Source organism: Pantoea sp. sgz302252, assembly GCF_047713085.1.
Classification (GTDB): domain Bacteria; phylum Pseudomonadota; class Gammaproteobacteria; order Enterobacterales; family Enterobacteriaceae; genus Scandinavium.
This window is the reverse complement of record NZ_JBLFJW010000016.1, coordinates 56,330-77,060: the sequence shown is the minus strand read 5'-3', so window position 1 is coordinate 77,060 and position 20,731 is coordinate 56,330. Positions and strand designations below refer to the sequence as shown.

Annotated in this window: 16 protein-coding genes; 1 reads left to right on the top strand and 15 read right to left on the bottom strand. The window is 54.0% G+C overall.

The window, feature by feature from the left end:
• Positions 1 to 168: 168 nt before the first annotated feature.
• Genes mukB through cmoM form a run of 4 tightly spaced genes read right to left on the bottom strand, consistent with a single transcriptional unit; the run spans position 169 to position 7,417 of the window.
• Complete coding sequence (gene mukB / locus ACLW56_RS13710; protein ID WP_330984326.1) at positions 169 to 4,617, bottom strand: chromosome partition protein MukB; 4,449 nt, start codon at positions 4,615 to 4,617, stop codon at positions 169 to 171.
• Positions 4,617 to 5,327 (bottom strand): chromosome partition protein MukE, encoded by a 711-nt coding sequence (gene mukE / locus ACLW56_RS13705; RefSeq protein ID WP_330984325.1) that lies wholly within the window; start codon positions 5,325 to 5,327, stop codon positions 4,617 to 4,619. Before mukE ends, mukB begins: the two co-directional genes overlap by 1 nt.
• Positions 5,308 to 6,630, bottom strand: coding sequence for a chromosome partition protein MukF (mukF, locus tag ACLW56_RS13700; protein WP_330984324.1), 1,323 nt, complete (start codon positions 6,628 to 6,630; stop codon positions 5,308 to 5,310). The genes mukE and mukF overlap by 20 nt, the downstream gene beginning before the upstream one ends.
• On the bottom strand, positions 6,623 to 7,417 hold the full coding sequence (gene cmoM / locus ACLW56_RS13695) for a tRNA uridine 5-oxyacetic acid(34) methyltransferase CmoM (protein ID WP_330984323.1): 795 nt from the start codon (positions 7,415 to 7,417) through the stop codon (positions 6,623 to 6,625). Before cmoM ends, mukF begins: the two co-directional genes overlap by 8 nt.
• A gap of 121 nt (positions 7,418 to 7,538) precedes the next feature.
• Between cmoM and elyC the strand changes: the two genes are divergently transcribed.
• Positions 7,539 to 8,318, top strand: a complete 780-nt coding sequence (gene elyC / locus ACLW56_RS13690) for an envelope biogenesis factor ElyC (protein ID WP_330984322.1) — start codon at positions 7,539 to 7,541, stop codon at positions 8,316 to 8,318.
• Here elyC and ACLW56_RS13685 read toward each other — a convergent pair.
• The 11 genes from ACLW56_RS13685 to ACLW56_RS13635 all read right to left on the bottom strand — a co-directional run bounded on the left by ACLW56_RS13685 (position 8,295) and on the right by ACLW56_RS13635 (position 20,674).
• Complete coding sequence (locus ACLW56_RS13685; RefSeq protein WP_330984321.1) at positions 8,295 to 9,188, bottom strand: YcbJ family phosphotransferase; 894 nt, start codon at positions 9,186 to 9,188, stop codon at positions 8,295 to 8,297. The two genes, elyC and ACLW56_RS13685, sit on opposite strands and share 24 nt — an antisense overlap.
• A 143-nt stretch (positions 9,189 to 9,331) precedes the next feature.
• Positions 9,332 to 10,078 (bottom strand): 3-deoxy-manno-octulosonate cytidylyltransferase, encoded by a 747-nt coding sequence (kdsB, locus tag ACLW56_RS13680; RefSeq protein ID WP_330984320.1) that lies wholly within the window; start codon positions 10,076 to 10,078, stop codon positions 9,332 to 9,334.
• Positions 10,075 to 10,257 (bottom strand): protein YcaR, encoded by a 183-nt coding sequence (ycaR, locus tag ACLW56_RS13675; RefSeq protein WP_330984319.1) that lies wholly within the window; start codon positions 10,255 to 10,257, stop codon positions 10,075 to 10,077. Before ycaR ends, kdsB begins: the two co-directional genes overlap by 4 nt.
• A gap of 54 nt (positions 10,258 to 10,311) precedes the next feature.
• The gene (locus ACLW56_RS13670; RefSeq protein WP_330984318.1) at positions 10,312 to 11,541 is read right to left on the bottom strand and encodes a winged helix-turn-helix domain-containing protein; all 1,230 of its coding nucleotides are present in this window, start codon (positions 11,539 to 11,541) and stop codon (positions 10,312 to 10,314) included.
• A gap of 40 nt (positions 11,542 to 11,581) precedes the next feature.
• The gene (gene lpxK / locus ACLW56_RS13665) at positions 11,582 to 12,562 is read right to left on the bottom strand and encodes a tetraacyldisaccharide 4'-kinase (RefSeq protein WP_330984317.1); all 981 of its coding nucleotides are present in this window, start codon (positions 12,560 to 12,562) and stop codon (positions 11,582 to 11,584) included.
• Positions 12,559 to 14,307 carry a lipid A ABC transporter ATP-binding protein/permease MsbA gene (msbA, locus tag ACLW56_RS13660; RefSeq protein WP_330984316.1) on the bottom strand — a complete coding sequence of 583 codons (1,749 nt, stop codon included), beginning with the start codon at positions 14,305 to 14,307 and terminating at the stop codon, positions 12,559 to 12,561. Before msbA ends, lpxK begins: the two co-directional genes overlap by 4 nt.
• 36 nt (positions 14,308 to 14,343) lie before the next feature.
• Positions 14,344 to 16,605: a ComEC family protein gene (locus tag ACLW56_RS13655; RefSeq protein WP_330984315.1), complete on the bottom strand. Its 2,262-nt coding sequence runs from the start codon at positions 16,603 to 16,605 to the stop codon at positions 14,344 to 14,346.
• Positions 16,606 to 16,842: 237 nt separating this feature from the next.
• Positions 16,843 to 17,127: an integration host factor subunit beta gene (gene ihfB, locus ACLW56_RS13650; RefSeq protein ID WP_154158149.1), complete on the bottom strand. Its 285-nt coding sequence runs from the start codon at positions 17,125 to 17,127 to the stop codon at positions 16,843 to 16,845.
• A gap of 129 nt (positions 17,128 to 17,256) precedes the next feature.
• The gene (gene rpsA / locus ACLW56_RS13645; RefSeq protein WP_330984314.1) at positions 17,257 to 18,930 is read right to left on the bottom strand and encodes a 30S ribosomal protein S1; all 1,674 of its coding nucleotides are present in this window, start codon (positions 18,928 to 18,930) and stop codon (positions 17,257 to 17,259) included.
• A 123-nt stretch (positions 18,931 to 19,053) separates the two neighbouring features.
• Positions 19,054 to 19,737 (bottom strand): (d)CMP kinase, encoded by a 684-nt coding sequence (gene cmk / locus ACLW56_RS13640; RefSeq protein ID WP_330984313.1) that lies wholly within the window; start codon positions 19,735 to 19,737, stop codon positions 19,054 to 19,056.
• Positions 19,738 to 19,906: 169 nt separating this feature from the next.
• Positions 19,907 to 20,674 (bottom strand): M48 family metallopeptidase, encoded by a 768-nt coding sequence (locus tag ACLW56_RS13635; RefSeq protein ID WP_330984312.1) that lies wholly within the window; start codon positions 20,672 to 20,674, stop codon positions 19,907 to 19,909.
• Positions 20,675 to 20,731 lie beyond the last annotated feature (57 nt).

Below are 20,731 nucleotides of genomic sequence, written 5' to 3'. Positions count from 1 at the left end.
TTTATACTGCTCGCACCCGCCGGGGCTTACTCTCAGTATATAAAGACAAAAAAACTTTTGCCTGACCAAATGTAAAGAAGGTTAAAGATAACACACCCCTTGCAGGCAAAACAGGATAACAAAAAGGGCACCCTTTTTGAGGTGCCCTTTTTAGAAAAGCCGTTTTGGTCAGGAAGCGTCTTCTGTTCCAGCCAGTGTTTCCGGGAGCTGAGCGGCAAATCCACGCAATCCAACCACATGAACGTGTTCAGTATTCTGGAACACTTTACGCACCAACTTATACGTCGTGCCTTTTTCCGGACTGATGTTTTCCGGGGCCGCAATGATGAGCTGCATTTCCAGACGATCGCAAAGCTCAAACAGCGTGGCGATAGAACGGGCGTCAAGACGCGCCGCTTCATCCAGGAACAGCAGTCGGCAAGGCGAAATGTCTTTACCGCGCAGGCGACGAGACTCGTCTTCCCAGCTCTGGACAACCATAACCAGAATGGACATCCCCGTACCGATAGCTTCACCGGTAGAGAGCGCGCCAGATTCTGCACGCAGCCAACCATCCGAACCACGGTTAACCTCAACTTCCATTTCCAGGTAGTTACGGTAGTCCAGCAGTTCTTCACCGATGGTTTGCGGTGTGCGCTGGCCCATGTCAATCTGCGGATTCAGGCGCTGATACAGTTTCGCCAGCGCTTCTGAGAAGGTCAGACGGTTGCTGTTAAACAGGTCCTGATGCTGTTCGTGTTGTTCCGAAAGCACCGACAATAGCGTCGTGTGCGCTTCACGAATATTCACGTTCAGACGAACGCTGTTAACCTGGCCGAACGACACGCTCTGCAAGCCCTGGTTGAGCATGCGAATACGGTTCTGTTCGCGCTGAATGGTCTTACGGATGATGTTCGCTACGCTGCGGGAGCTGATGGCCAGTTTTTGCTCACGGGCGGTCAATTCTTCGGTCAGACGGCTCAGCTCGATTTCCATCTGCTCGATGGCCTCAACCGGATCGTCGGTACGAATAATATCCTGACGGATACGTTCACGCAGATGCTGATAAACGGCCACGAAGAACTGAATTTTACGTTCCGGGCGCTTAGGATCTTCGGACATACGCAGGACGTCACGCAGGTGCTCATTATCCGCCACCGCCAGACGCAACGCACCCAATGCCTTATCCGACATCGAACGCAAATCATCGGCCGAGAGATAAGCCAGTTCACGACGGTGCAGACGACGTTCGACGTTGTTGTCTTTCACCAGGCGCATCACGGCACACCAGCCTGCTTTCGCGCTGACGACCTGCTCGCGCATTTCCAGATAATCACGTTCCAGTTTGCGCAGCTTACGGGTGAGGTTATCCATCTCCGCTTCGCAGAAGGTCAGCGCTTTTTCCAGCTGATTGCGACGATTACGGTTAGTGGAAAGCTGGGTATGCAATTCATCGCGGCGTGAACGCGCACGCTCTTCCGCCCCGCTGTCCGCACGAACGCCGATATCCTGCAGTTCACGGTGCAAATCCGTCAGCAGTTCTTTCTTGGTGTCGAAGGAACTCTTCAGCGACGCCATCACCTGACTGTACTGGCTCAGTTGGGCAGCATGGTTACGCAGTGCTTCACGAGCGCGAGTACGTTCTGTTTCTGCCTGCTCCAGACGCTGGCGCAGTTTTTCGTTCAGATCGGTATTGCCGTTCAGCATGTCCGCGGAATCGGTGTAACCGAAGTGAGCACGGCGCTGAACCACTTCCGTCAGAGCAAAGGCCTGCTGGCGGGCATCGCGCTGAACCTGCTGCGAGTAAGCATAATCTTCTTTAAGCTGTTCGAACTGCTCCGGGTCGCTTTGCAGCACGGAGACAATCGGCTCCAGTTTTGCCAGCTGATTGCCATGCTGCTGAACAAAGCGCGCGGCTTCCTGCGCTTCATCCAGACGTTCCCGGATCTCATCGACGCGATCGGCCAGCGTCTCGTCGGCCAACAGATTCAGACGCGGCAGCAGTCGGTTCAACTGAGCTACGCCCTCTTTCGCTTGTTCAAACTGGGTGCGGCTCTGCTGATTATCATTTTCATGATTGCTCAGCGCACGCTCCAGTTCTGTGCGACGGGTATTGAGTTTGCGAATTTCAGCTTCTGGGTCGGATTCAAACGCCACGGCCAGATGGCTGCCGATAAAGCGGCTGAAAGCCTGGTGCAGACGCTGCGTTTTCTGCACATCGAATGACAGGGTGGCGAAGCGCTCAGACAGCGTTTCACGCTCGGCATGCAGCGTTTCAATGCGGTTTTCACGCGCCGCGCGGCCAAACAGCGGCACAGACGGGAAGCGAGAATAACGCCACTGGCGATCGGCGACTTTGACCACCACCGCTTTTTCCAGCTCATCGACGGTAAATACGCTGTCATCGAAAGACTGCGGATCCCCTTCAATCAGATAGAGATCTTCCGGGCTATCTTCCAGCCCTTCGAGCTGTTCGGCGATCTGCGAAAGATCCGGTACCACGATCGCATGACGCGACGGGCCATAAAGCGCGGAGAAGTAAGGCGCATCTTCCAGGCTGACGTCATCGTAGATCTCGGACAGCAGCACGCCGCCGAAACGTTCTGCCAGCGCATTCAGGCGCTGATCTTCAGAACCGCCTGGTTGGCTGAGACGCTCAATTTCTTCGTCCACGATCCGCTTGCGGGTACCCACTTCGTCTCGTTCAACGATGGCTTCACGCTCACGCTCCAGCAATTGCTGCAAATATTCGGTGACGTCCTGGCTGGATTCAAACTGTTCGCCGCTCTGCTCACACAGCTGAGTCAGGCTGCTTTGAGCCGCCAGCCACACAGGCGCACGCTGCAGCAAAGCCTGATTTCGCCCTTGCAGTTGTTCCAGCTCCTGGCGCAGCTGCATGCGATGTTCACTTGCGGATGACACCGAATCGGACAGCGCGGCAATGCGCTCTTCCAGCTCCTGATGTAAATCTTCCAGCTCGTCGATATCGTAATGCTTGCCCTGACGCTTGCAGAATTCCGCCAGCAGGCGTTCGCCGTCCTGCTGTTCGCGCAGGCGTTGCTCGAGTTCGTTCAGACGCCCGCGCAGCGATTGTGCTTGCTCAGCCTGATGACGATGATTGACGCCTTCTCGCAATAAGTCGCGGGCAACATCCCACGCTTCACTACGGGCAACAGGGCCGTTGATCGCAGTCACCAACTGATACGCCTGCTCAAACTGGCTATGAGCCGTTTGCGCCACGCTCATTTTCTGTTCCAGCGACAGCAGCTTTTCAGTGGCTTCCTGCTCTTTCACCTGGAATGTTTCCAGCCACTCGTCTGCGCTTTCTGGCGTCAGATCGGGCAGATGGCAAAGCTCTTTGGCGCGCTGCAGCGCCTGTAACGCCTGGCTGTACTGAATGGCGCGCGTTTGCTGTACGTCGAGCGCCTGCTGATAATCTGCCAGCTGATTTTTCAGCTCATCGACTTCCAGCTCGGCCGCTTCAGCACGGGCTTCGTTCTCTTCCTGCTGCTCAGCGGCTTCCGCTACGACTTCGTTTTGTTCTTCCAGACGGATTTGCAGCTCATCGAGATCCGCTTCATAGCGCTCGATTTTCTCCTGCTGACGCAGCGCGGTTTGCACCAGATTCAGGTGGTCGCTCGCGGCCTGATAATCGGCCTCAAGATCGCCTTCCGCTCCACTGTGTTCCTGCAGTTCACGTGCCATATCGACATGCTTAAACTGCTCTGCAGCCAGCTGCTGGCGAGAAGTGTACAGCTCACGACGGAACTCGAGCGCCTTGTCCAGATGCACACGACGTTCGTTGGAGTGCCGCATATAGTCAGCGGCCACGTAATCCGTCGCTTCGGAGATCAGATGCTTGAATAAGTCACGGTCAGATTGCGTGACGCGAATTGCTTCCAGCGTCATGCGGTTTTCGCGCAGCGCCGCTTCCATATCCTGGAACGCCTTACGCACCCCGCTGTTTTCTGGCAGCAGGTAGTCGCGCAGCGAGCGGGTAATCGCGCTGGAAATCCCGCCGTACAGCGAGGCTTCAATCAGACGGTAGTACTTGCTACGATCAGACGCAGAACGCAGACGACGTGCCACGACACCCAAATCAAACATCAGAGAGTGGTAGTCGGTGATGGAGTTAAACTGCTTGAACTGCACGCCTTCCATCTCATCGAGCTTCTCTTTCAGCTCCTGCAGGCTCAGCACGCGAGCCTGACGATCGTTCAGCGTTTCTGTCACCAGCTGCGTAGGCTGCACTGACATCGGCAAGCCCTGAATCGCAAACGGTTTGATATCAACTTTACGGTCACGGCCTGCGACCTGCTGCAGACGAACACCCACCAACACACGCTGATGACGGGAGTTGACCACGTCGAGCATCGAGTAACAGACACCCGCTTTCAGCTTACCGTGCAGGCCTTTATCACGTGAACCACTGGTGGCACCTGCTTCCGTGGTGTTACGGAAGTGCAGCAGCGTCAAATCGGGGATCAGCGCCGTGACGAAGGCCGCCATGGTGGTGGATTTACCCGCCCCGTTACCGCCCGACAGGGTGGTGACCAGTTCATCCAGATCAAACGTTCGGGCAAAGAAGCCGTTCCAGTTAACCAGGGTTAGTGAACGAAACTTACCGCGTTCAAGCATTACTCTTCCTCCCCGCTATCCATATCCGGCTGAGCGTCTTCATTCTCGTCATTGAGTTGCAGATGATTTTCAATCGCCATCGCTTCACCGTCGCGGATCATACGCAGTTGAGCTTCGCGAGCGTCGTCGCCAGAACGGACGTCCGCACCAAAGCGAAACACCGATTCCGTGATGCGGAATTTGCTGCTGTCATGGCCCATAAACCACACCATGCCCAGGCGGCGCAGACGGTTCAGTGACGATCGCACTTTTTCCTGCAGCTTTTGTCTGTCGAGATCGGACCCGGTGGAGCGGTTATTGACCAGCTTCAGCAGTTTGCTTTCATCCGCCAGGCTTAACAGTTCGTCATACAGTTCCTGTTGGGTAAAGATCCCTCCATTCGCCAGACGTTCCGGGCTGAGATACAGATAACAGAGAATTTTACCGACCATCATGTCCAGCTCGGAAAGCACCGAGCGCGGAATAAGTGTGGTGGAACGCGGGCGCAAATAGAAGAAACCTTCCGGCGCACGAATCAGCTCGACGTTATAGCGGGTATAAAACTCTTCCAGGTATTCCTGAAAATCCATCAAAAAGGCGTGGTTATCCAGCTCGTCCAGACCAATGTGGCGGCCAGAACGCAATGCGCTGTCCAGCGCTGGAAATAAGGGGTTGGCCAGGGCCTGCGCCAGTTTAACTGGCATCACGTGTTCAATATTTGTCGATGACATGTGCCTGTACCTTGGCTCCGTAATCATTAATCGGCTGCCACTTCGGCGGCAGTCCGGTGAAATCTGCTTGTGCAACGCCCAGACGGACAGCCTGGTCCACCACGATACGCGCCACATCAAAGTGACGAGCACGAGGGTACTGCGCCAGATATTCGCGCGCCACCAGGCCTAAATCCAACGGCAGTCCTTTATCCTTATAGATGACGAGCTGAGCTTCAATCAGCGCCGCCAGCTGCTCGCGGATTTCATTAAACTCTTCGTACTCCAGATCCGGTGGCAGTTCCCCGGTCACTTCGGCTTCACTCAGCGCCATCTCTTCGTCACGCATATCGAACAGACGATCGGCATTAGCGTAAGTCAGTGCCCACGGCGCATCGAAATAGTTCTGCACGGATACGCGAAGACGTTGGGCAAACACGCGGTTTTTATCCATGTCGATCGCGGTACGAATGAATTTATGCACGTGGCGATCGTAACCGATCCACAGGTCGATGGCCTGCTGTCCCCAACTGACAATACGATCCAGCTTGCTTTGCAGGTCGAACACCAGACGATCGACAAAATGCAGATCGTCATGGGTCATTGTCGAATCCTGAATACGCATCAGGTTTGCTTGTAACTTGTCGCCCGCCGCTTCCAGCGTATCCTGCAGTTCGCGCAGCGTACCGGAGGTTTCAGACAGCAGCATTTCACAGCTTGAGATAGCCGCACGCCAGTCTTTATTCAGCAACTGGGCGATGTCATCTTTCACCGTTTGCTGCTGCTCGTCCATCAGACGCTGGGTTAAATCGATGCTGTCAAAAATCTCGGCAACCGAGTACTTGAGCGGCGCATAAACATTGCGATGCCAGTGAAACTCATCACCGCCCTCTTCTGCCGCATCGGCCGCGCGCTTCAGTTCGCCGCCAACAATAGAGAGCTGCATAGACAGACGGAGCGTCGAAAATTCACGCTGACGAATGTAATAATCCGTTATCCCGATGCCAAGCGGCGTCAGGCGATAGATAGCATTCCCTTCCGTGATTTCGCTGATAAAACGGTTCAGCAGACGTTGATGCACCATGTCGTTAATCGCGTTGTTCGCACGAACGCTGATGGTTTCGCTGGTTTGCTCAAACGCATCACTGACGTGGCGGAAAGCGTCAATCAGCTCACCTTCGGTAAGCTCGCCTTCAAGCCGTTCGCCGTTCAGCGTCGCCACGGCCATCAGGAACGACAGTCTGTCGACCGGCAACGAGATCGAAAAATCATTTTTTCTGGCCCAGGCAACCAGTTCGGGGACTGTCTGGGAAAAATCACTCATCGTTAGTCCTTGTATCTACCTGCGGTTTTCGCGCGGTGACATGAATATAGCGACCCAGGCTCACCCAGGGTTCCTCACGGCAATAGCGAGTTTCTAATGCCAGCAGCTGCTCGTAGCGCTCATGCTGCTTGTGTTTTTCACGCAGATAATCATGAAAGACCCGCACACCGGTTTTGCCGGTTATCTGCCAGCCCGCCTCTTCCAGCCAGGCGTAAACCTGCTGCGGATCGCGTGGGTAGTCTGGCGAAAGCTTACGCTTACGGGTTTTCGGCATGCCCAATGCGACATAGTCGAAGTTGGTCACCACCATGTTGTGCATCAGCAGACCGTTAGCATTGTAGAACATTAACGACAACGCGCCGTCTGCCCGCAGCACCGACCACAGCGCCTGCAACACCGTCTGCGGATCGCCGACCCATTCAAGCACTGCATGGCACAATATCAGATCAACCGGGCTTTCCAAATGCTGCGCAATGTCCTGCACCGGGCATTGTACAAAATGCATGTTGTGGCTCACACCTTTCTCATCGGCGGCCTGTTTTGCCAGGGCTATCATCTCCGCTGACAGATCGCATAGGGTAACATGATGCCCGCGCTCTGCCATCCGAATTGCCATTTGCCCGGCCCCGCCGCCGCCGTCCAGAATGCGCAGCGGTTTATCGCCGAAGGTGGTCAGCAGACGGTCTAAATCCTGCCACAGAATGGCCTGACGCAGTTGGCCCTTGGTGGTGCCATAGATATTGCGCGAAAAGCGTTCCGCGATACCATCGAAATTGCGATCCTGCACGAGGAGCTCCGGCTGCCCACACTAAACCGCTATTTTGTCATACCCACAGCGAGAGGGAAGCTATCTGGTGTAATATCCCTGCAGATCTCCTGTCAGATGGTTAAAAAAGGAACCAACAAGGATGCTTTTTACGCTAAAGAAGTCTATTGGCGGCATGATTTTACCCCTGCCATTGCTACTACTCTTAATGGCATTGGGCCTGGGATTGCTCTGGTTCAGTCGATTCCAGCGCAGCGGCAAGATTTGTCTTACCGTTGGTTGGCTGGCACTACTGTTACTCAGCCTGCAGCCCGTTGCCGATGGTTTGTTAAAACCGATCGAAGATAAATACCCGACCTGGCGAGGAACCGAGCGAGTGCAGTACGTCGTGGTGCTGGGCGGGGGCTATACCTGGAACGATGAATGGGCACCAAGTTCAAACCTCATCAATAATAGCTTACCGAGACTGGCAGAGGGCATTCGCCTCTGGCAGGCCAACCCGGGATCAAAAATGATTTTCACCGGTGCCGCCGCTAAAACAAACCCAGTCAGTACGGGCGAAGCCGGTGCGCGCGTAGCGGAAAGCCTGGGCGTTCCTCGTAGCGACATCATCGTTCTGGATAAGCCAAAAGATACCGAAGAGGAAGCTTCAGCCGTTAAAGCGACCATTGGCGATGCGCCGTTCCTGCTTGTCACTTCGGCTTCTCACCTGCCGCGGGCGATGATCTTCTTCCAGCACGTCGGCCTGCAGCCTTTCCCAGCGCCTGCAAACCAATTGGCGATCACCTCTCCCTTACAGCCCTGGGAAAAAATAATACCTTCGCCCGTTTGGCTAATGCACAGCGACCGAGTGGGTTATGAAACGCTGGGCCGCCTCTGGCAGTGGTTAAAAGGCCGTTCAGGCGAGCCAGGGAAGCAGTGATTTCGCAGCCAAATCAAAGTTGCTGCGGTTAAAGCGCCCGGTGTTAACAAGCTGGGCGACTTCATCCCATAAAAGATAGAGCCAGCGCCGCCATAGAAAAGCTTCAGCAACGGGCGCACGCTGGAGATAGTGCCACATCAACCCTTCGGACAGCGCCCCATCAGCCAGGCGAAAGAGTTCATACTCGCGCGGAGCCCAGAGCATCACGCCTGGACCAACCATCGCCAGCAGCTGATCGCTGCGGGAATCTTTGAGCATACTACGAAGGGTGAAATTGCCATGGATAAGCACGCAGTTGTCGTTAAAGCCTTCAAACAGCGCGGGCAGGCATTCGCGGGTGCGGAAGAGAATGCGTTTGTCCTGCATTGTCAGCCCGGTGTTGTCATATACATTGAGCGTTCCCCACAGCACTTCGATTCGCTGGCGGTACCAGAGCGGCCACAGATTCTCCTGAGTGCTGTCAACAAAACCCACGCAGCCGCCGCTGTCCTGCCGATGCCAGGCTAATAGCGCCTCGACTATCTGATCTTTCAGCTGTTCCCAGCGCTCCGGCGTTCTGGCAGGCGCTTCAACGGGCACACCGCGTAAGCGTTCGATAAGCAACACATCTGGGCCAGGATGCTCTTCATGCGTCATCACGCCATAAACCACAGGCATCCGTACTGTGCCGCTACGCGCCAGCATTGAAATCTTCCACGCCAGTTGCTGTGCCAAACCAGGTGTGGTGAAACTTCTTGCCAGCAACGGCATCGGATGACCCTGAGCATCGTACAGTGACCACAGTGAAGAGTCCGTTTTCTCACTCACGCACTCCACCCGACTCAGTTTTTCACCCAGCAGGTGGCTCAGTTCAGCTCGCAGTTGTTCCATATCCGGTTACCCCTGTGAAGACTACTGTTTTTATAATGAGCGTCGCAGGCGGAGATGTCACCGGGCAAGATCAAAAGCGAGGCAAAAAATCGAGGAGAAACGAGGCGGTAAGACGACCCCTCCGAGCGGAGGAGTCGGAGAAATCAACGCAGTTCGGCGCGTACGCGAGCCAGGTCTTCAGGCGTATCAACCCCAGTGCCTGGCACTTCTTTCGCCACGGCAACGTGAATTTTTTCGCCGTACCACAGCACGCGCAGCTGTTCGAGCATTTCGATTTGCTCCAGCGGACTTGGTGCCCAGTTGACGTAACGGCGAATGAAACCGGCGCGATAGCCATAGATACCGATGTGACGCAGCAAAGTGTCACCGATGGTGTCACGGCTTTGGGCGAAACGGTCACGATCCCAGGGGATTGTCGCGCGCGAGAAATAGAGTGCATACCCTTGGGCATCCATCACCACTTTCACCGCATTGGGGTTGAAAGCTTCTTCCGCATCGTGAATCGGCACCGCCAGCGTAGCCATACCCGACTGGCTTGCGGCCAGGTTATTTGCCACCTGACGGATGATCACCGACGGGATCATCGGCTCATCACCCTGAACGTTCACAATCAGCGTGTCATCACTGAAGCCACACTTTTCCACCACTTCGGCCAGACGCTCAGTGCCCGACTGATGATCGGCCCGGGTCATGCAAACTTCACCACCCGCGGCCTCAACGGCACGAGCAACCTCATCGTGATCGGTGGCGATAATAATGCGGTCAGCGCCGGATTCACGCGCTCTTTCCAGCACATGAACAATCATCGGTTTGCCGTTGATGTCCTGCAACGGTTTGCCCGGCAGACGAGTTGAGGCGTAGCGCGCCGGAATAATGACAACAAAACTCATGGATGGCTCTCTTCTGTGCTCAATGGACGGGCTTCATTTTCCAGCAGGACAGGAATGCCGTCGCGCAGGGGGAAGGCCAGGCTGTCGAGTTTACAGATAAGCTCTTGCTTATCCTGACTGTAATAGAGCTTCCCGTTGCAAACCGGACAAGCGATGATTTCAAGTAAGCGGTGATCCATAATTCCTCCAGATGGACCGAAAACGTATCCGGTCAAGCATATCACAGAGCCTGTTCAGGCAATCTCAATTTCCCAGCCGACTGGGGTTTGGGCGAAAAGTTCTGCGGGACGATGCTGTATCTCTACCCGTTTTGCGCCCTGCCAGCTTGCAAAGTCTGTTATGGCCTGGCGTAAGCCTTTTTCCAGCGTGGCACTGACACGCACACCGTCCTGTAAGTACAAAGCAAAAATTTCCAGCACACCCGTTTTACGGTGCATTTTACTGTCCATGCGGCCAACCAGCTTGCCCTGATGCAGGAGGGGCAAAACGAAATAACCGTACTGCCGTTTTGGCGCGGGCGTGTAGCATTCAAGACGGTAACTGAAATCAAAAAGTTGCTCTGCACGTTTTCGATCCCAGACTACGGGATCAAACGGAGATAACACCGCGCTGTGCGTCGCGCGGAGTTTGCCGCTGAGGGCATCTTCTGCCAGAGGCAACAAATCGGTATGCAGCCACAGAGCGCCAAGGCTCTCCACTTCAACGGGAACCACAAGCCCTTCTTCTTGCCAGCGTGCAAGTAATGCGGGAAGCGAAGGCTGGCGCAGGCGATAATAATCAGCCAGCCATTGCGGACGGAATATCCCCAGGCTGCGGGCGCTGTTCTGTAACATCACCTCTTCAGCCTCTTCCTGCATTAGCAGATCGCGTTCATCATCCCAAAGCGGCATCACCCGACTGGTTAAATCGTAAATACGCTGAAAGTTATGGCGGCCAATGACCATCACTTTTCCGGCGGTAAACAACCCTTCCAGATGGCGTTTATGCGGCTTCCACTCCCACCAGCCGCTCGCCCCTTTACGCGGATGCTCAAAATCTGCGGAACGTACGGGGCCATTCTGTTGGATGTGCGCAATCAGCCCTTCTATTTCCGCCGCGTGCTCTTCCATCCACTCTGTTTTGTATTTCCAGCCCATATTCTGCGGCGCAAGCATGCGATGGCGCACCAACGAAAAATCGCTTCGCGGTAAAAAGCAGGCTTCATGGGCCCAGTATTCCATGAGATCGCCTCGGCTTAACGCCTCATCCAGCCATTGGGATGGATAACTGCCAAGACGGCTAAACAGGACCAGATAAGGGCTTCGCGCCACGACATTGATAGTATCGATTTGCAGCAGTGACATTTGCCGGACGGTCGATAGAACATCGTTCGCTTGGGCGCGGCAACGAGGCTTTTTGAGCAGCCCCTGAGCGGCAAGATGGAGACAACGAGCAGCCGATAGCGAAAGTTTCCGTTCTGACATTCAGGTTCTCCGTCAGCCTGCTCTACGCCGCTCGTGTAGCCTAGCGCCGCGTCAGACTTATCAATTGTTGGATAAGCTGTGACGCTCTTTGGTCGTCAAACACAGCATCAACCGGCAGATACCACCAGTTATCCCGTGCAAAACTGCGGCATTTCACGGCGTCTTTTTCTGTCATCACCAGCGAGTGATTTTCGTCTGCCAGCGCCTCGACGCTTGCGGCGGTGAGTGCCTGATGATCGGCAAGTGCAACAGTCTTCAGCGGATGTGCACCACACTGTTCAAGTGTGGCAAAAAAGCGTGGAGGATGGCCGATACCCGCCATGGCAACGATGCCTGCCAAGGAAGCGACATCACGTTTCTCGCCGGTCAGCAGATTAACGGCCAGACCCGGCTGAAGCTGCATGGGGATTTCGCTTTCACGCGGCACGCCACCATTTACAATGACGGCATCCACACTTTTCAGACGAGAAGCGCGTTCACGCATCGGGCCCGCAGGAAGCCACCAGCCATTGCCAAAACGACGGACACCGTCAATGACAACGATTTCGACATCACGCGCCAGGCGATAATGCTGAAGGCCATCATCGGTGATAACAATTTCAGGGGAATGCGTAGCCAGCAGCGCTTTGACTGCGTCACTACGTTCAGGGGAAACCGCAACAGGCGCACCTGTGCGTTGGTAGATCAAAACAGGTTCATCACCCGCTTGTGCTGTGGTGGTTTCACTGGTCAGAATCAACGGATAGTGTTCCGCCTTGCCGCCGTAACCACGAGAAACTACGCCGACCTTGATCCCTTGCTTTTGGAGTTGCTCCACCAGCCAGATAGCGACCGGTGTTTTACCATTACCGCCAACGGTGAGATTCCCGACAACAACAACCGGAACCGGCGACCGCCAGGCTTTTTTAATGCCCAGGCGGTAGCTCAGTCTGATACCACCGCTCACCAGGCCATACAGCCAGGACAGCGGTAACAGCAGAAGCCAGAGCGGGGATTCCCCCGACCAGATACGTGCGATCATTGCCCAAATTGCATCTTGTGCAGCTGAGCGTAAACGCCGCGATGTTCCAGCAGATCTTCATGGCTGCCGCGCTCAACAATGCGCCCATCTTCCACCACCACGATTTCGTCGGCTTTTTCGATGGTAGACAGACGGTGCGCGATCACCAGTGAAGTACGGTTTTTCTGCAGCTCATCGAGCGCCGCCTGAATGGCACGTTCGGATTCGGTATCCAGTGCAGAGGTAGCTTCATCAAGGATCAGGATCGGGCTGTCACGCAGCAAGGCTCGTGCAATCGCAATACGCTGACGCTGACCGCCGGACAACAGCACGCCGTTTTCGCCGATAATCGTATCCAGCCCCTGATCCATTTTATTGATGAAGTCCATTGCGTACGCCATTTTGGCCGCTCTTTCGATATCTTCACGGCTGTAAAGATCCGTACGAGCATAGGCAATGTTATTCGCCACGGTGTCGTTAAACAGATGCACGTTTTGCGAAACCAGAGCAACCTGATCACGTAATGAGGCCAGGGTATATTCGCGAATATCGTGACCATCAAGCAGAATGCCGCCGGAATCAACGTCATAGAAACGAGTAATCAGGCTCGCCATGGTTGACTTACCTGACCCTGAACGCCCTACCAGCGCAACGGTTTTGCCTTCTGGGATGTTCAGGTTGATGTCGCGCAGCGCAGGAACTTCACGGCCTGGGTAGGTAAACGTGACGTTGTTGAATTCAACGTTACCCTTTGCACGTTCAACAACACGGGTCCCTTCGTCTTTTTCTTGTTCGCTATCAAGAATGGCAAACAGCGTCTGACAAGCAGCCATCCCGCGCTGGAACTGCGCGTTGACGTTGGTCAGAGATTTCAGCGGACGCATCAGGGCAATCATGGAAGAGAACACGACGGTAATGGTACCGGCAGTCAGGGTATCCATGACGCTTGGGAAGCTGGCAGCATAAAGGACGAATGCCAGCGCCAGTGAAGCAATAAGCTGAATGATCGGGTCAGAGATGGACGACGCGGACACCATTTTCATGCCCTGCAGACGCATCTTGTTGCTGACCTTGTCAAAGCGCCTGGTTTCGACGGCCTGACCGCCAAACATCAGCACTTCTTTGTGGCCTTTCAACATCTGCTCAGCGCTGGTGGTCACCTGCCCCATCGTGTTTTGCATGTTCTTACTGATATTACGGAAGCGTTTGGACACCATACGAATGGCAAAAGAGACTATCGGCGCAAGCACAATCAGGATTAGCGACAGCTGCCAGCTGTACCAGAACATCATGATAAACAGGCCGATGATGGAGGCGCTTTCACGCACCACAGTAATCAGCGCACTGGAAGAGGAAGAAGCTACCTGCTCGGAATCGTAAGTGATGCGGGACAGCAGCGTGCCGGTGGACTGTTTGTCAAAGAAGGCGACCGGCATGCCCATCATGTGACCAAACAGGCGGCGGCGCATGGTCATCACCACTTTGCCTGACACCCAGGAAATGCAATAGCTCGAAATATAGCTGGTGATACCACGCAGGATCATCAGGCCAATCACGACCAGCGGCATCCACAGCAGCACAGAGCGATCCGTTTTACCAAAACCATCATCCAGTAATGGTTTGAGAAGCGACAGCATAAAAGTATCGCTGGCGGCGTTAAGGACTAACGCAACCCCAGACACAATCAGTCCGGCTTTAAAAGGCGCAATCGTTGGCCAAAGTCGGCGGAAAGTCTGCCACGTGGAGAGATCTTTGTCGTTCTGCATTCAAAAAACCAGCTTATGTTGAGATAGCCGCACATTCTACCCGTTATCACGGGTATCGCCAAACCACTGATGGTACCAGCGGGGGATTATTTGATCGCGTAAGCTCTGGATTTGCCAGCCTTCAGGCGAAAAGTTAACCGTCATTTGCCCCTGATGCGGGGTGTCGAGCCAGTGATAGCCTTGCTTTTGATAACGGCTTTTCACCTTCACTGAAGGGAAATGCCATGCGTTGTAGCGTGCCGCTGAGGCCAGTGCCACCTCGCCTTCCACCCGACTTATCAGCGCCGTCGAGGAGGAAGTCGAACTGCCATGATGTGGCACCTGAACAAGTGTAGACCGAAGATGCTGCCAGTAATGACTCAACATTGATAATTCTGCTGGTGATTCAATATCTCCCGTCAGCAAAACGCTATAGCGGCCATCGTCAATTTTCACCACGCATGAGTGATTGTTTCCGGTTTCCTGTGTGCCTACTAAAGGCCATATCACCTTGAACGTAAGTTGTTGCCAGTGCCAGGTTTCGCCCCTGAAACAAGGTTGATGGCCTTTCCAGCCCAGTGGGCTTCTGACCCAAAGTGCCGGCCAGGTTTTCTGCAGGGTGTCCAATCCGCCGCGATGATCGAGATGTTCGTGGCTAAGAATGATGCCTTCTGGCTGTAAATGGTGCCAGCGTAACCAAGGCACGATGAGCTGCTGAGCGCTATCTCCGCCCGGCCAGGCAAGACCGGTATCGTACAAGAGCGCCTTGCCGTTACGTGCAATCACCATCGATAGCCCTTGCCCGACATCAAGCATCGTCAAAGACCAGTTCCCGGGTGATGGCTTTTTCCACAAGGGATAAGCAAGAATGACACAGCAGCTTATGCCCACTGCGGGCCAGTTTCGCCAACCGTTGAGTCGGTAAAAAACAATGGCAAGCCACGGAAGCAGCACCAGATGCTGCCAGCGAAAATCTACCGCCAGCCAGCCGTCAGGGAGTTTATCCAAAAACCAAAATAGCAGTGCTACTAAGCGATCGGCCAGCCTCCAGATGACATCACTCAGTGCTGCTGCCCCTGTGTAATGCATCAACATTCCCAACATCAGCAAAGGAATCACGCATAACGTCACCAAAGGGACCGCCACAATGTTGGCTGGCACAGAAATCCATGACAGTCCGTGAAAGCTGGCAATTTGCAAGGGAAGCAGTAGCGCCATCAGCCCCAACTGCAAATGCAGTAATTTCCAAATGGCATTCACTATTGAGCCGCCGCGTATCGTCTGGCACGGTACCCACTGATACCAGAAGATTAAGGCAGCTACCGCAAATGCTGATAACCAAAGGCTTTGCGACAGAATAGCCAGAGGCTCCATCAACAAAATGGCCGCAACGCAGCACAGCCATACCTCCCAGGAACGCCAGAGCTTTCCGCTAAACCGCAGCAGTAACCAGCATCCAGCGGCGATCAACGTTCGTTGAGCCGGAGGCTGAAAGCCACTGATCCACGAGTAAAGTGCTGCGGCGATAAACGCACCAATCAGCGGCATTCGCCAGTCAATCCATCGACAAGGCAAAACCCACTGTACGCCTCGTAACACCCCCCAACCCAGCATAGCCATCAGCGAAATATGCAGGCCGGAGATTGCCAGCAAATGGGCTGTTCCCGTTTCCTGCAGCAGAGCTTTTGCTTCTGCCGATACAGCAGACCTTTCCCCGACAGCCAGTGCCAGCATCACACTACGCCAGGGGTACTTTTCCAGACTTTCTGCCAGGGGTGCCACAATGCGGGAGCGCAAATGACAACGCCCATCGATGATTTCTGCGGAGGTAAAACGCCCGGTCAACGGCAACCGTAGTGAAATGGCATGACGCTGGCTGTCGAACATGCCGTCATTGAGCTGGCCATGAACAGCACGCGCACTCACCGTCATATGCCAGAGCTGGCCGACACAAGGTTTTTCAGGTAATTCCTGCCCATACAACACAATCCCAGGAGCCGGAAATTGTCGATGGCCGTTGATGCGGATTAACTTCGCGACATGCTTCGTCGCCCCGTCCGTGCCAGTGATCAGCAGATCGACCTGCATAGGCTTGCCCGTCAGCGTGTTTGCTGGCGAGACCGTAAGAAGTGCTGAAAAGATGCCCCAACAGAAAAACAGAAGCACTAGCCCTGTGGCTCTGAAATAGCCCCGCCTCAAACAGAATACCAGGCCGATCACCGCGATACCGCAGGTCAGCATCTTTGATGGTAATTCTGGCAGCCATAACAGCGGACTTATACCGATGATGGAGCAAAAAGCTAAAGTGGATAATCGCATCGACACCTCCCTGTGACAGTGCAGTGTCGTGCCCGGGCGTTAGGTTGTCGTCATTAAAAAGCAGGGAATGCGAGGGTCTTTCAGGGGAAATGTTGTGAAAGCTAAAGAGATACAGTCACTCTGCGAACAAGCTCGGAAAAAACCGGAGATGGAATGCGCATGGTGCTATTGCAGCCATAAAAAAAGCACCCGCAGGTGCTTTTTTTCGTTCAAGTTACGCGGCGCTGCCGCACTAACTCAACCGTAAATATTGGCGCGATCGCGCAGTTCTTTACCCGGCTTAAAGTGCGGAACGTATTTACCTTCCAGCTCGACTTTATCGCCAGTTTTTGGGTTGCGCCCAACACGTGGGGCACGGTAATGCAAAGAGAAGCTGCCGAAACCGCGGATTTCAATGCGCTCGCCCTGGGCCAGCGTAGAGGCCATATGTTCCAGCATCTCTTTCACAGCATCTTCAACCGCTTTCGCAGGGATGTGAGATTGCTGGGTTGCAAGTCTTTCGATGAGCTCTGACTTGGTCATGATTCCTCCGGTTTCCTTTAAGGAAAGTGTAAGCTGACAGCTTGAACAAGGGCGGCCGCAGCCGCCCTTTGTCATTGATTACAGGACGAATCCTGCAATCTGTCAAGTGACTCGTAAAGAGTAACTTGATTACTCGCCTTTAGCTGCCTTGAATGCTTCAGCCATAGCGTTAGAGAAGTTGCCTTCTTCCTGTTTGTTGTTAACAGTCGCGATGGCATCTTTCTCGTCAGCTTCGTCTTTAGCACGAACAGACAGGCTGATTGCACGGTTCTTACGGTCAACACCGGTGAATTTAGCTTCAACGTCGTCGCCTACGTTCAGAACCAGAGTGGCATCTTCAACGCGGTCACGGGATGCTTCAGAAGCACGCAGGTAACCTTCAACGCCGTCAGCCAGTTCTACGGTTGCGCCTTTCGCGTCAACGGCAGTCACTTTACCGTTAACGATAGCGCCTTTCTTGTTCAGAGCAACCCAGTTGTTGAACGGATCTTCTGCGAGCTGTTTAACGCCCAGGGAGATACGCTCACGCTCTGCGTCAACCTGCAGAACAACTGCTGCGATTTCGTCGCCTTTCTTGTATTCACGTACTGCTTCTTCGCCTGCAACGTTCCAGGAGATGTCAGACAGGTGAACCAGGCCGTCGATGCCGCCGTCCAGGCCGATGAAGATACCGAAGTCAGTGATAGACTTGATTTTACCTTCAACACGGTCGCCCTTGTTGTGGGTTTCCGCGAACTGCTGCCATGGGTTGTTTTTGCACTGCTTCAGACCCAGGGAGATACGACGACGTTCTTCGTCGATATCCAGAACCATCACTTCCACGACATCACCCACGTTAACAACTTTGGATGGGTGGATGTTTTTGTTGGTCCAGTCCATTTCGGAAACGTGTACCAGGCCTTCAACGCCTTCTTCGATTTCAACGAAGCAGCCGTAGTCGGTCAGGTTGGTCACGCGACCAGTCAGTTTGGTCCCTTCTGGGTAACGCTTAGCGATAGCGACCCATGGATCTTCGCCCAGCTGCTTCAGACCCAGAGAAACACGGGTACGCTCGCGGTCGAATTTCAGCACTTTAACAGTGATTTCGTCGCCAACGTTCACGATTTCGCTTGGGTGCTTAACGCGTTTCCAGGCCATGTCAGTGATGTGCAGCAGGCCGTCTACGCCGCCCAGATCAACGAATGCACCGTAGTCAGTGAGGTTCTTAACGATACCTTTAACTTCCATGCCTTCCTGCAGGTTTTCCAGCAGCTGATCGCGTTCTGCGCTGTTTTCAGATTCGATAACAGCACGGCGGGAAACAACCACGTTGTTACGCTTCTGGTCCAGCTTGATAACTTTGAACTCGAGTTCTTTGCCTTCGAGGTGCAGAGTATCGCGAACTGGACGAACGTCTACCAGAGAACCTGGCAGGAACGCACGAATACCGTTCAGCTCAACAGTGAAGCCACCTTTAACTTTGCCGTTGATAACACCAACAACAGTTTCAGCGTCTTCGTATGCTTTTTCCAGCGTGATCCAAGCTTCGTGACGCTTAGCTTTCTCACGGGACAGCAGGGTTTCGCCGAAGCCGTCTTCCACTGCGTCCAGTGCAACGTCAACTTCGTCACCGACCTGGATTTCCAGCTCGCCGGCTGCGTTCTTGAACTGCTCTGCAGGGATTGCAGATTCAGATTTCAGGCCCGCATCAACCAGAACAACGTCTTTGTCGATAGAGACAACAACGCCACGAACGATGGAACCCGGACGGGTTTCGATGGTTTTTAAAGATTCTTCAAATAGTTGAGCAAAAGATTCAGTCATGTTTAATCTTCGAAGTTAGATTTAACGTCCACCTGACACCTTGTCGGATGGGGTTGTTTCACATACCCGCTCACACTCCCTTGCAGCGGGGGTACTACAAATTCTGAGGCGCTTGTCGTTAAATCAGACAGCAGCCAGTTTTTGGCGCGCATATTGTAGCGCTTTTTCAATAACTTGCTCAATGCTTAATCGCGTGGAATCCAGCACTAAAGCATCAGCAGCCGGAACTAACGGGGCCACCGCACGGTTGCGGTCGCGATCATCACGTTCTTTGATCTCAGCCAAAAGGCGATCAAAGTTAACACTAAAGCCCTTTTCCTGCAACTGAAGCATACGGCGCTGCGCACGTTCTTCCGGCGAGGCATCAAGGAATATTTTGACTGGTGCGTCGGTGAAAACGACAGTGCCCATATCACGGCCATCAGCTATCAGACCCGGAGCTTCACGGAACGCGCGCTGGCGGCGCAACAAAGCCTCACGAACACGTGGGAAGGCCGCAACCTGAGAAGCCGCATTCGCCACTTCCTGAGTACGGATTTCGCCGCTGACGTCTTCCCCTTCCAGAATCACTTCAAGATTGCCGTTAGTTGACACGAAACGGACATCCAGATGAGCAGCCAGCGGGACCAGCGCCTCTTCCGAAGTGACATCAACGTGATGGTGTAACGCCGCCAGGGCCAGCACGCGATAAATCGCGCCTGAGTCCAGCAGATGCCACTGCAATGCTTCCGCCATTGCCTTGCACAGAGTGCCTTTCCCGGCACCGCTCGGCCCGTCAATGGTGATTACTGGGGCAATTGCCGTCATCGTTCTCTCCTTTAGTAGAAGCGTCAGGTACATAAACGCCGCGCATTATACGCGCCATTACTGAGAAGCGTTAATACTGCTTTCAAATTACAGACGGTCTGAAGGTGAGTGTAGAAGAAATGTACACCAGTGAACGGACTGGCGTGAAACCAGTCCGTAGGTCAACAGATTACGGCTTGTCGGCAGCTATGCGCTCGCGGATATGCTCCGCACGCTCGGTTGAAGGAGGATGTGAATCAAACAGGGATTTCGCATGACCGCTGTCCAGTGCAGCCAGTTTGTCAAAGCTGCTGGCTAATCCCGCGGTGCTGATTTTGCGTTTTTTGAGCAGATCGTAAGAAAAATCATCAGCCTCTGACTCCTGGCTACGAGAAAACGCCGAATTGATGGCCCCTTCCGCTATGTCGCCCAGTTGCGTTCTTGAAAGCTGTGACGCAACGCCGCTGGTAGCTGAGACAGCATCCCGCGCGGCAACGGTGGCATAGGCCGTCTGCATCGCTTTGCGGGAATGCCCCAGCGCCACATGTCCGAGCTCATGTCCCAGCACGCCTTCAATTTCATTATCCGTCATCATATCCATCAGGCTGCTGTACACACGGACACAGCCGTTGGCCATTGCCCAGGCATTGATGTCACTGGTCATGTAGACCTTATAATTAACCGGCGTACCGTTGATGTTATTGCCCAGCGCCTTCGCTATCTTTTTGATCCGCTTAGTATAAGAGCTTGAAGCGCTGGCGAGCGTATTTTGGCTGTCCATCTCTTTGCAGCCGCCGTCAGCGATGGCTTTCGCATCGGCGTCAGAGAGCGTGGCCGCTTTATAGGCAGACACACCGGCGTTGGCAAGCCCGTTCGGATCCACGCCATTCATATTTTTACAGCCCGAAAGCAGCGTGGCCGATACGGCCAACGTCAGGAGGAGTGTACGATTCTTCATATCTATCTTCCGTTGATTAACATATTGAAAAATTATGGATAAATCCATAAAACCATC

Excerpts from the sequence above, each read along its gene's own strand:
- mukB (WP_330984326.1), bottom strand. The coding sequence starts at position 4,617 with ATGCTTGAACGCGGTAAGTTTCGTTCACTAACCCTGGTTAACTGGAAC.
- mukE (WP_330984325.1), bottom strand. The coding sequence starts at position 5,327 with ATGTCATCGACAAATATTGAACACGTGATGCCAGTTAAACTGGCGCAG.
- mukF (WP_330984324.1), bottom strand. The coding sequence starts at position 6,630 with ATGAGTGATTTTTCCCAGACAGTCCCCGAACTGGTTGCCTGGGCCAGA.
- elyC (WP_330984322.1), top strand. The coding sequence starts at position 7,539 with ATGCTTTTTACGCTAAAGAAGTCTATTGGCGGCATGATTTTACCCCTG.
- ACLW56_RS13685 (WP_330984321.1), bottom strand. The coding sequence starts at position 9,188 with ATGGAACAACTGCGAGCTGAACTGAGCCACCTGCTGGGTGAAAAACTG.
- kdsB (WP_330984320.1), bottom strand. The coding sequence starts at position 10,078 with ATGAGTTTTGTTGTCATTATTCCGGCGCGCTACGCCTCAACTCGTCTG.
- ycaR (WP_330984319.1), bottom strand. The coding sequence starts at position 10,257 with ATGGATCACCGCTTACTTGAAATCATCGCTTGTCCGGTTTGCAACGGG.
- ACLW56_RS13670 (WP_330984318.1), bottom strand. The coding sequence starts at position 11,541 with ATGTCAGAACGGAAACTTTCGCTATCGGCTGCTCGTTGTCTCCATCTT.
- lpxK (WP_330984317.1), bottom strand. The coding sequence starts at position 12,562 with ATGATCGCACGTATCTGGTCGGGGGAATCCCCGCTCTGGCTTCTGCTG.
- msbA (WP_330984316.1), bottom strand. The coding sequence starts at position 14,307 with ATGCAGAACGACAAAGATCTCTCCACGTGGCAGACTTTCCGCCGACTT.
- ACLW56_RS13655 (WP_330984315.1), bottom strand. The coding sequence starts at position 16,605 with ATGCGATTATCCACTTTAGCTTTTTGCTCCATCATCGGTATAAGTCCG.
- ihfB (WP_154158149.1), bottom strand. The coding sequence starts at position 17,127 with ATGACCAAGTCAGAGCTCATCGAAAGACTTGCAACCCAGCAATCTCAC.
- rpsA (WP_330984314.1), bottom strand. The coding sequence starts at position 18,930 with ATGACTGAATCTTTTGCTCAACTATTTGAAGAATCTTTAAAAACCATC.
- cmk (WP_330984313.1), bottom strand. The coding sequence starts at position 19,737 with ATGACGGCAATTGCCCCAGTAATCACCATTGACGGGCCGAGCGGTGCC.
- ACLW56_RS13635 (WP_330984312.1), bottom strand. The coding sequence starts at position 20,674 with ATGAAGAATCGTACACTCCTCCTGACGTTGGCCGTATCGGCCACGCTG.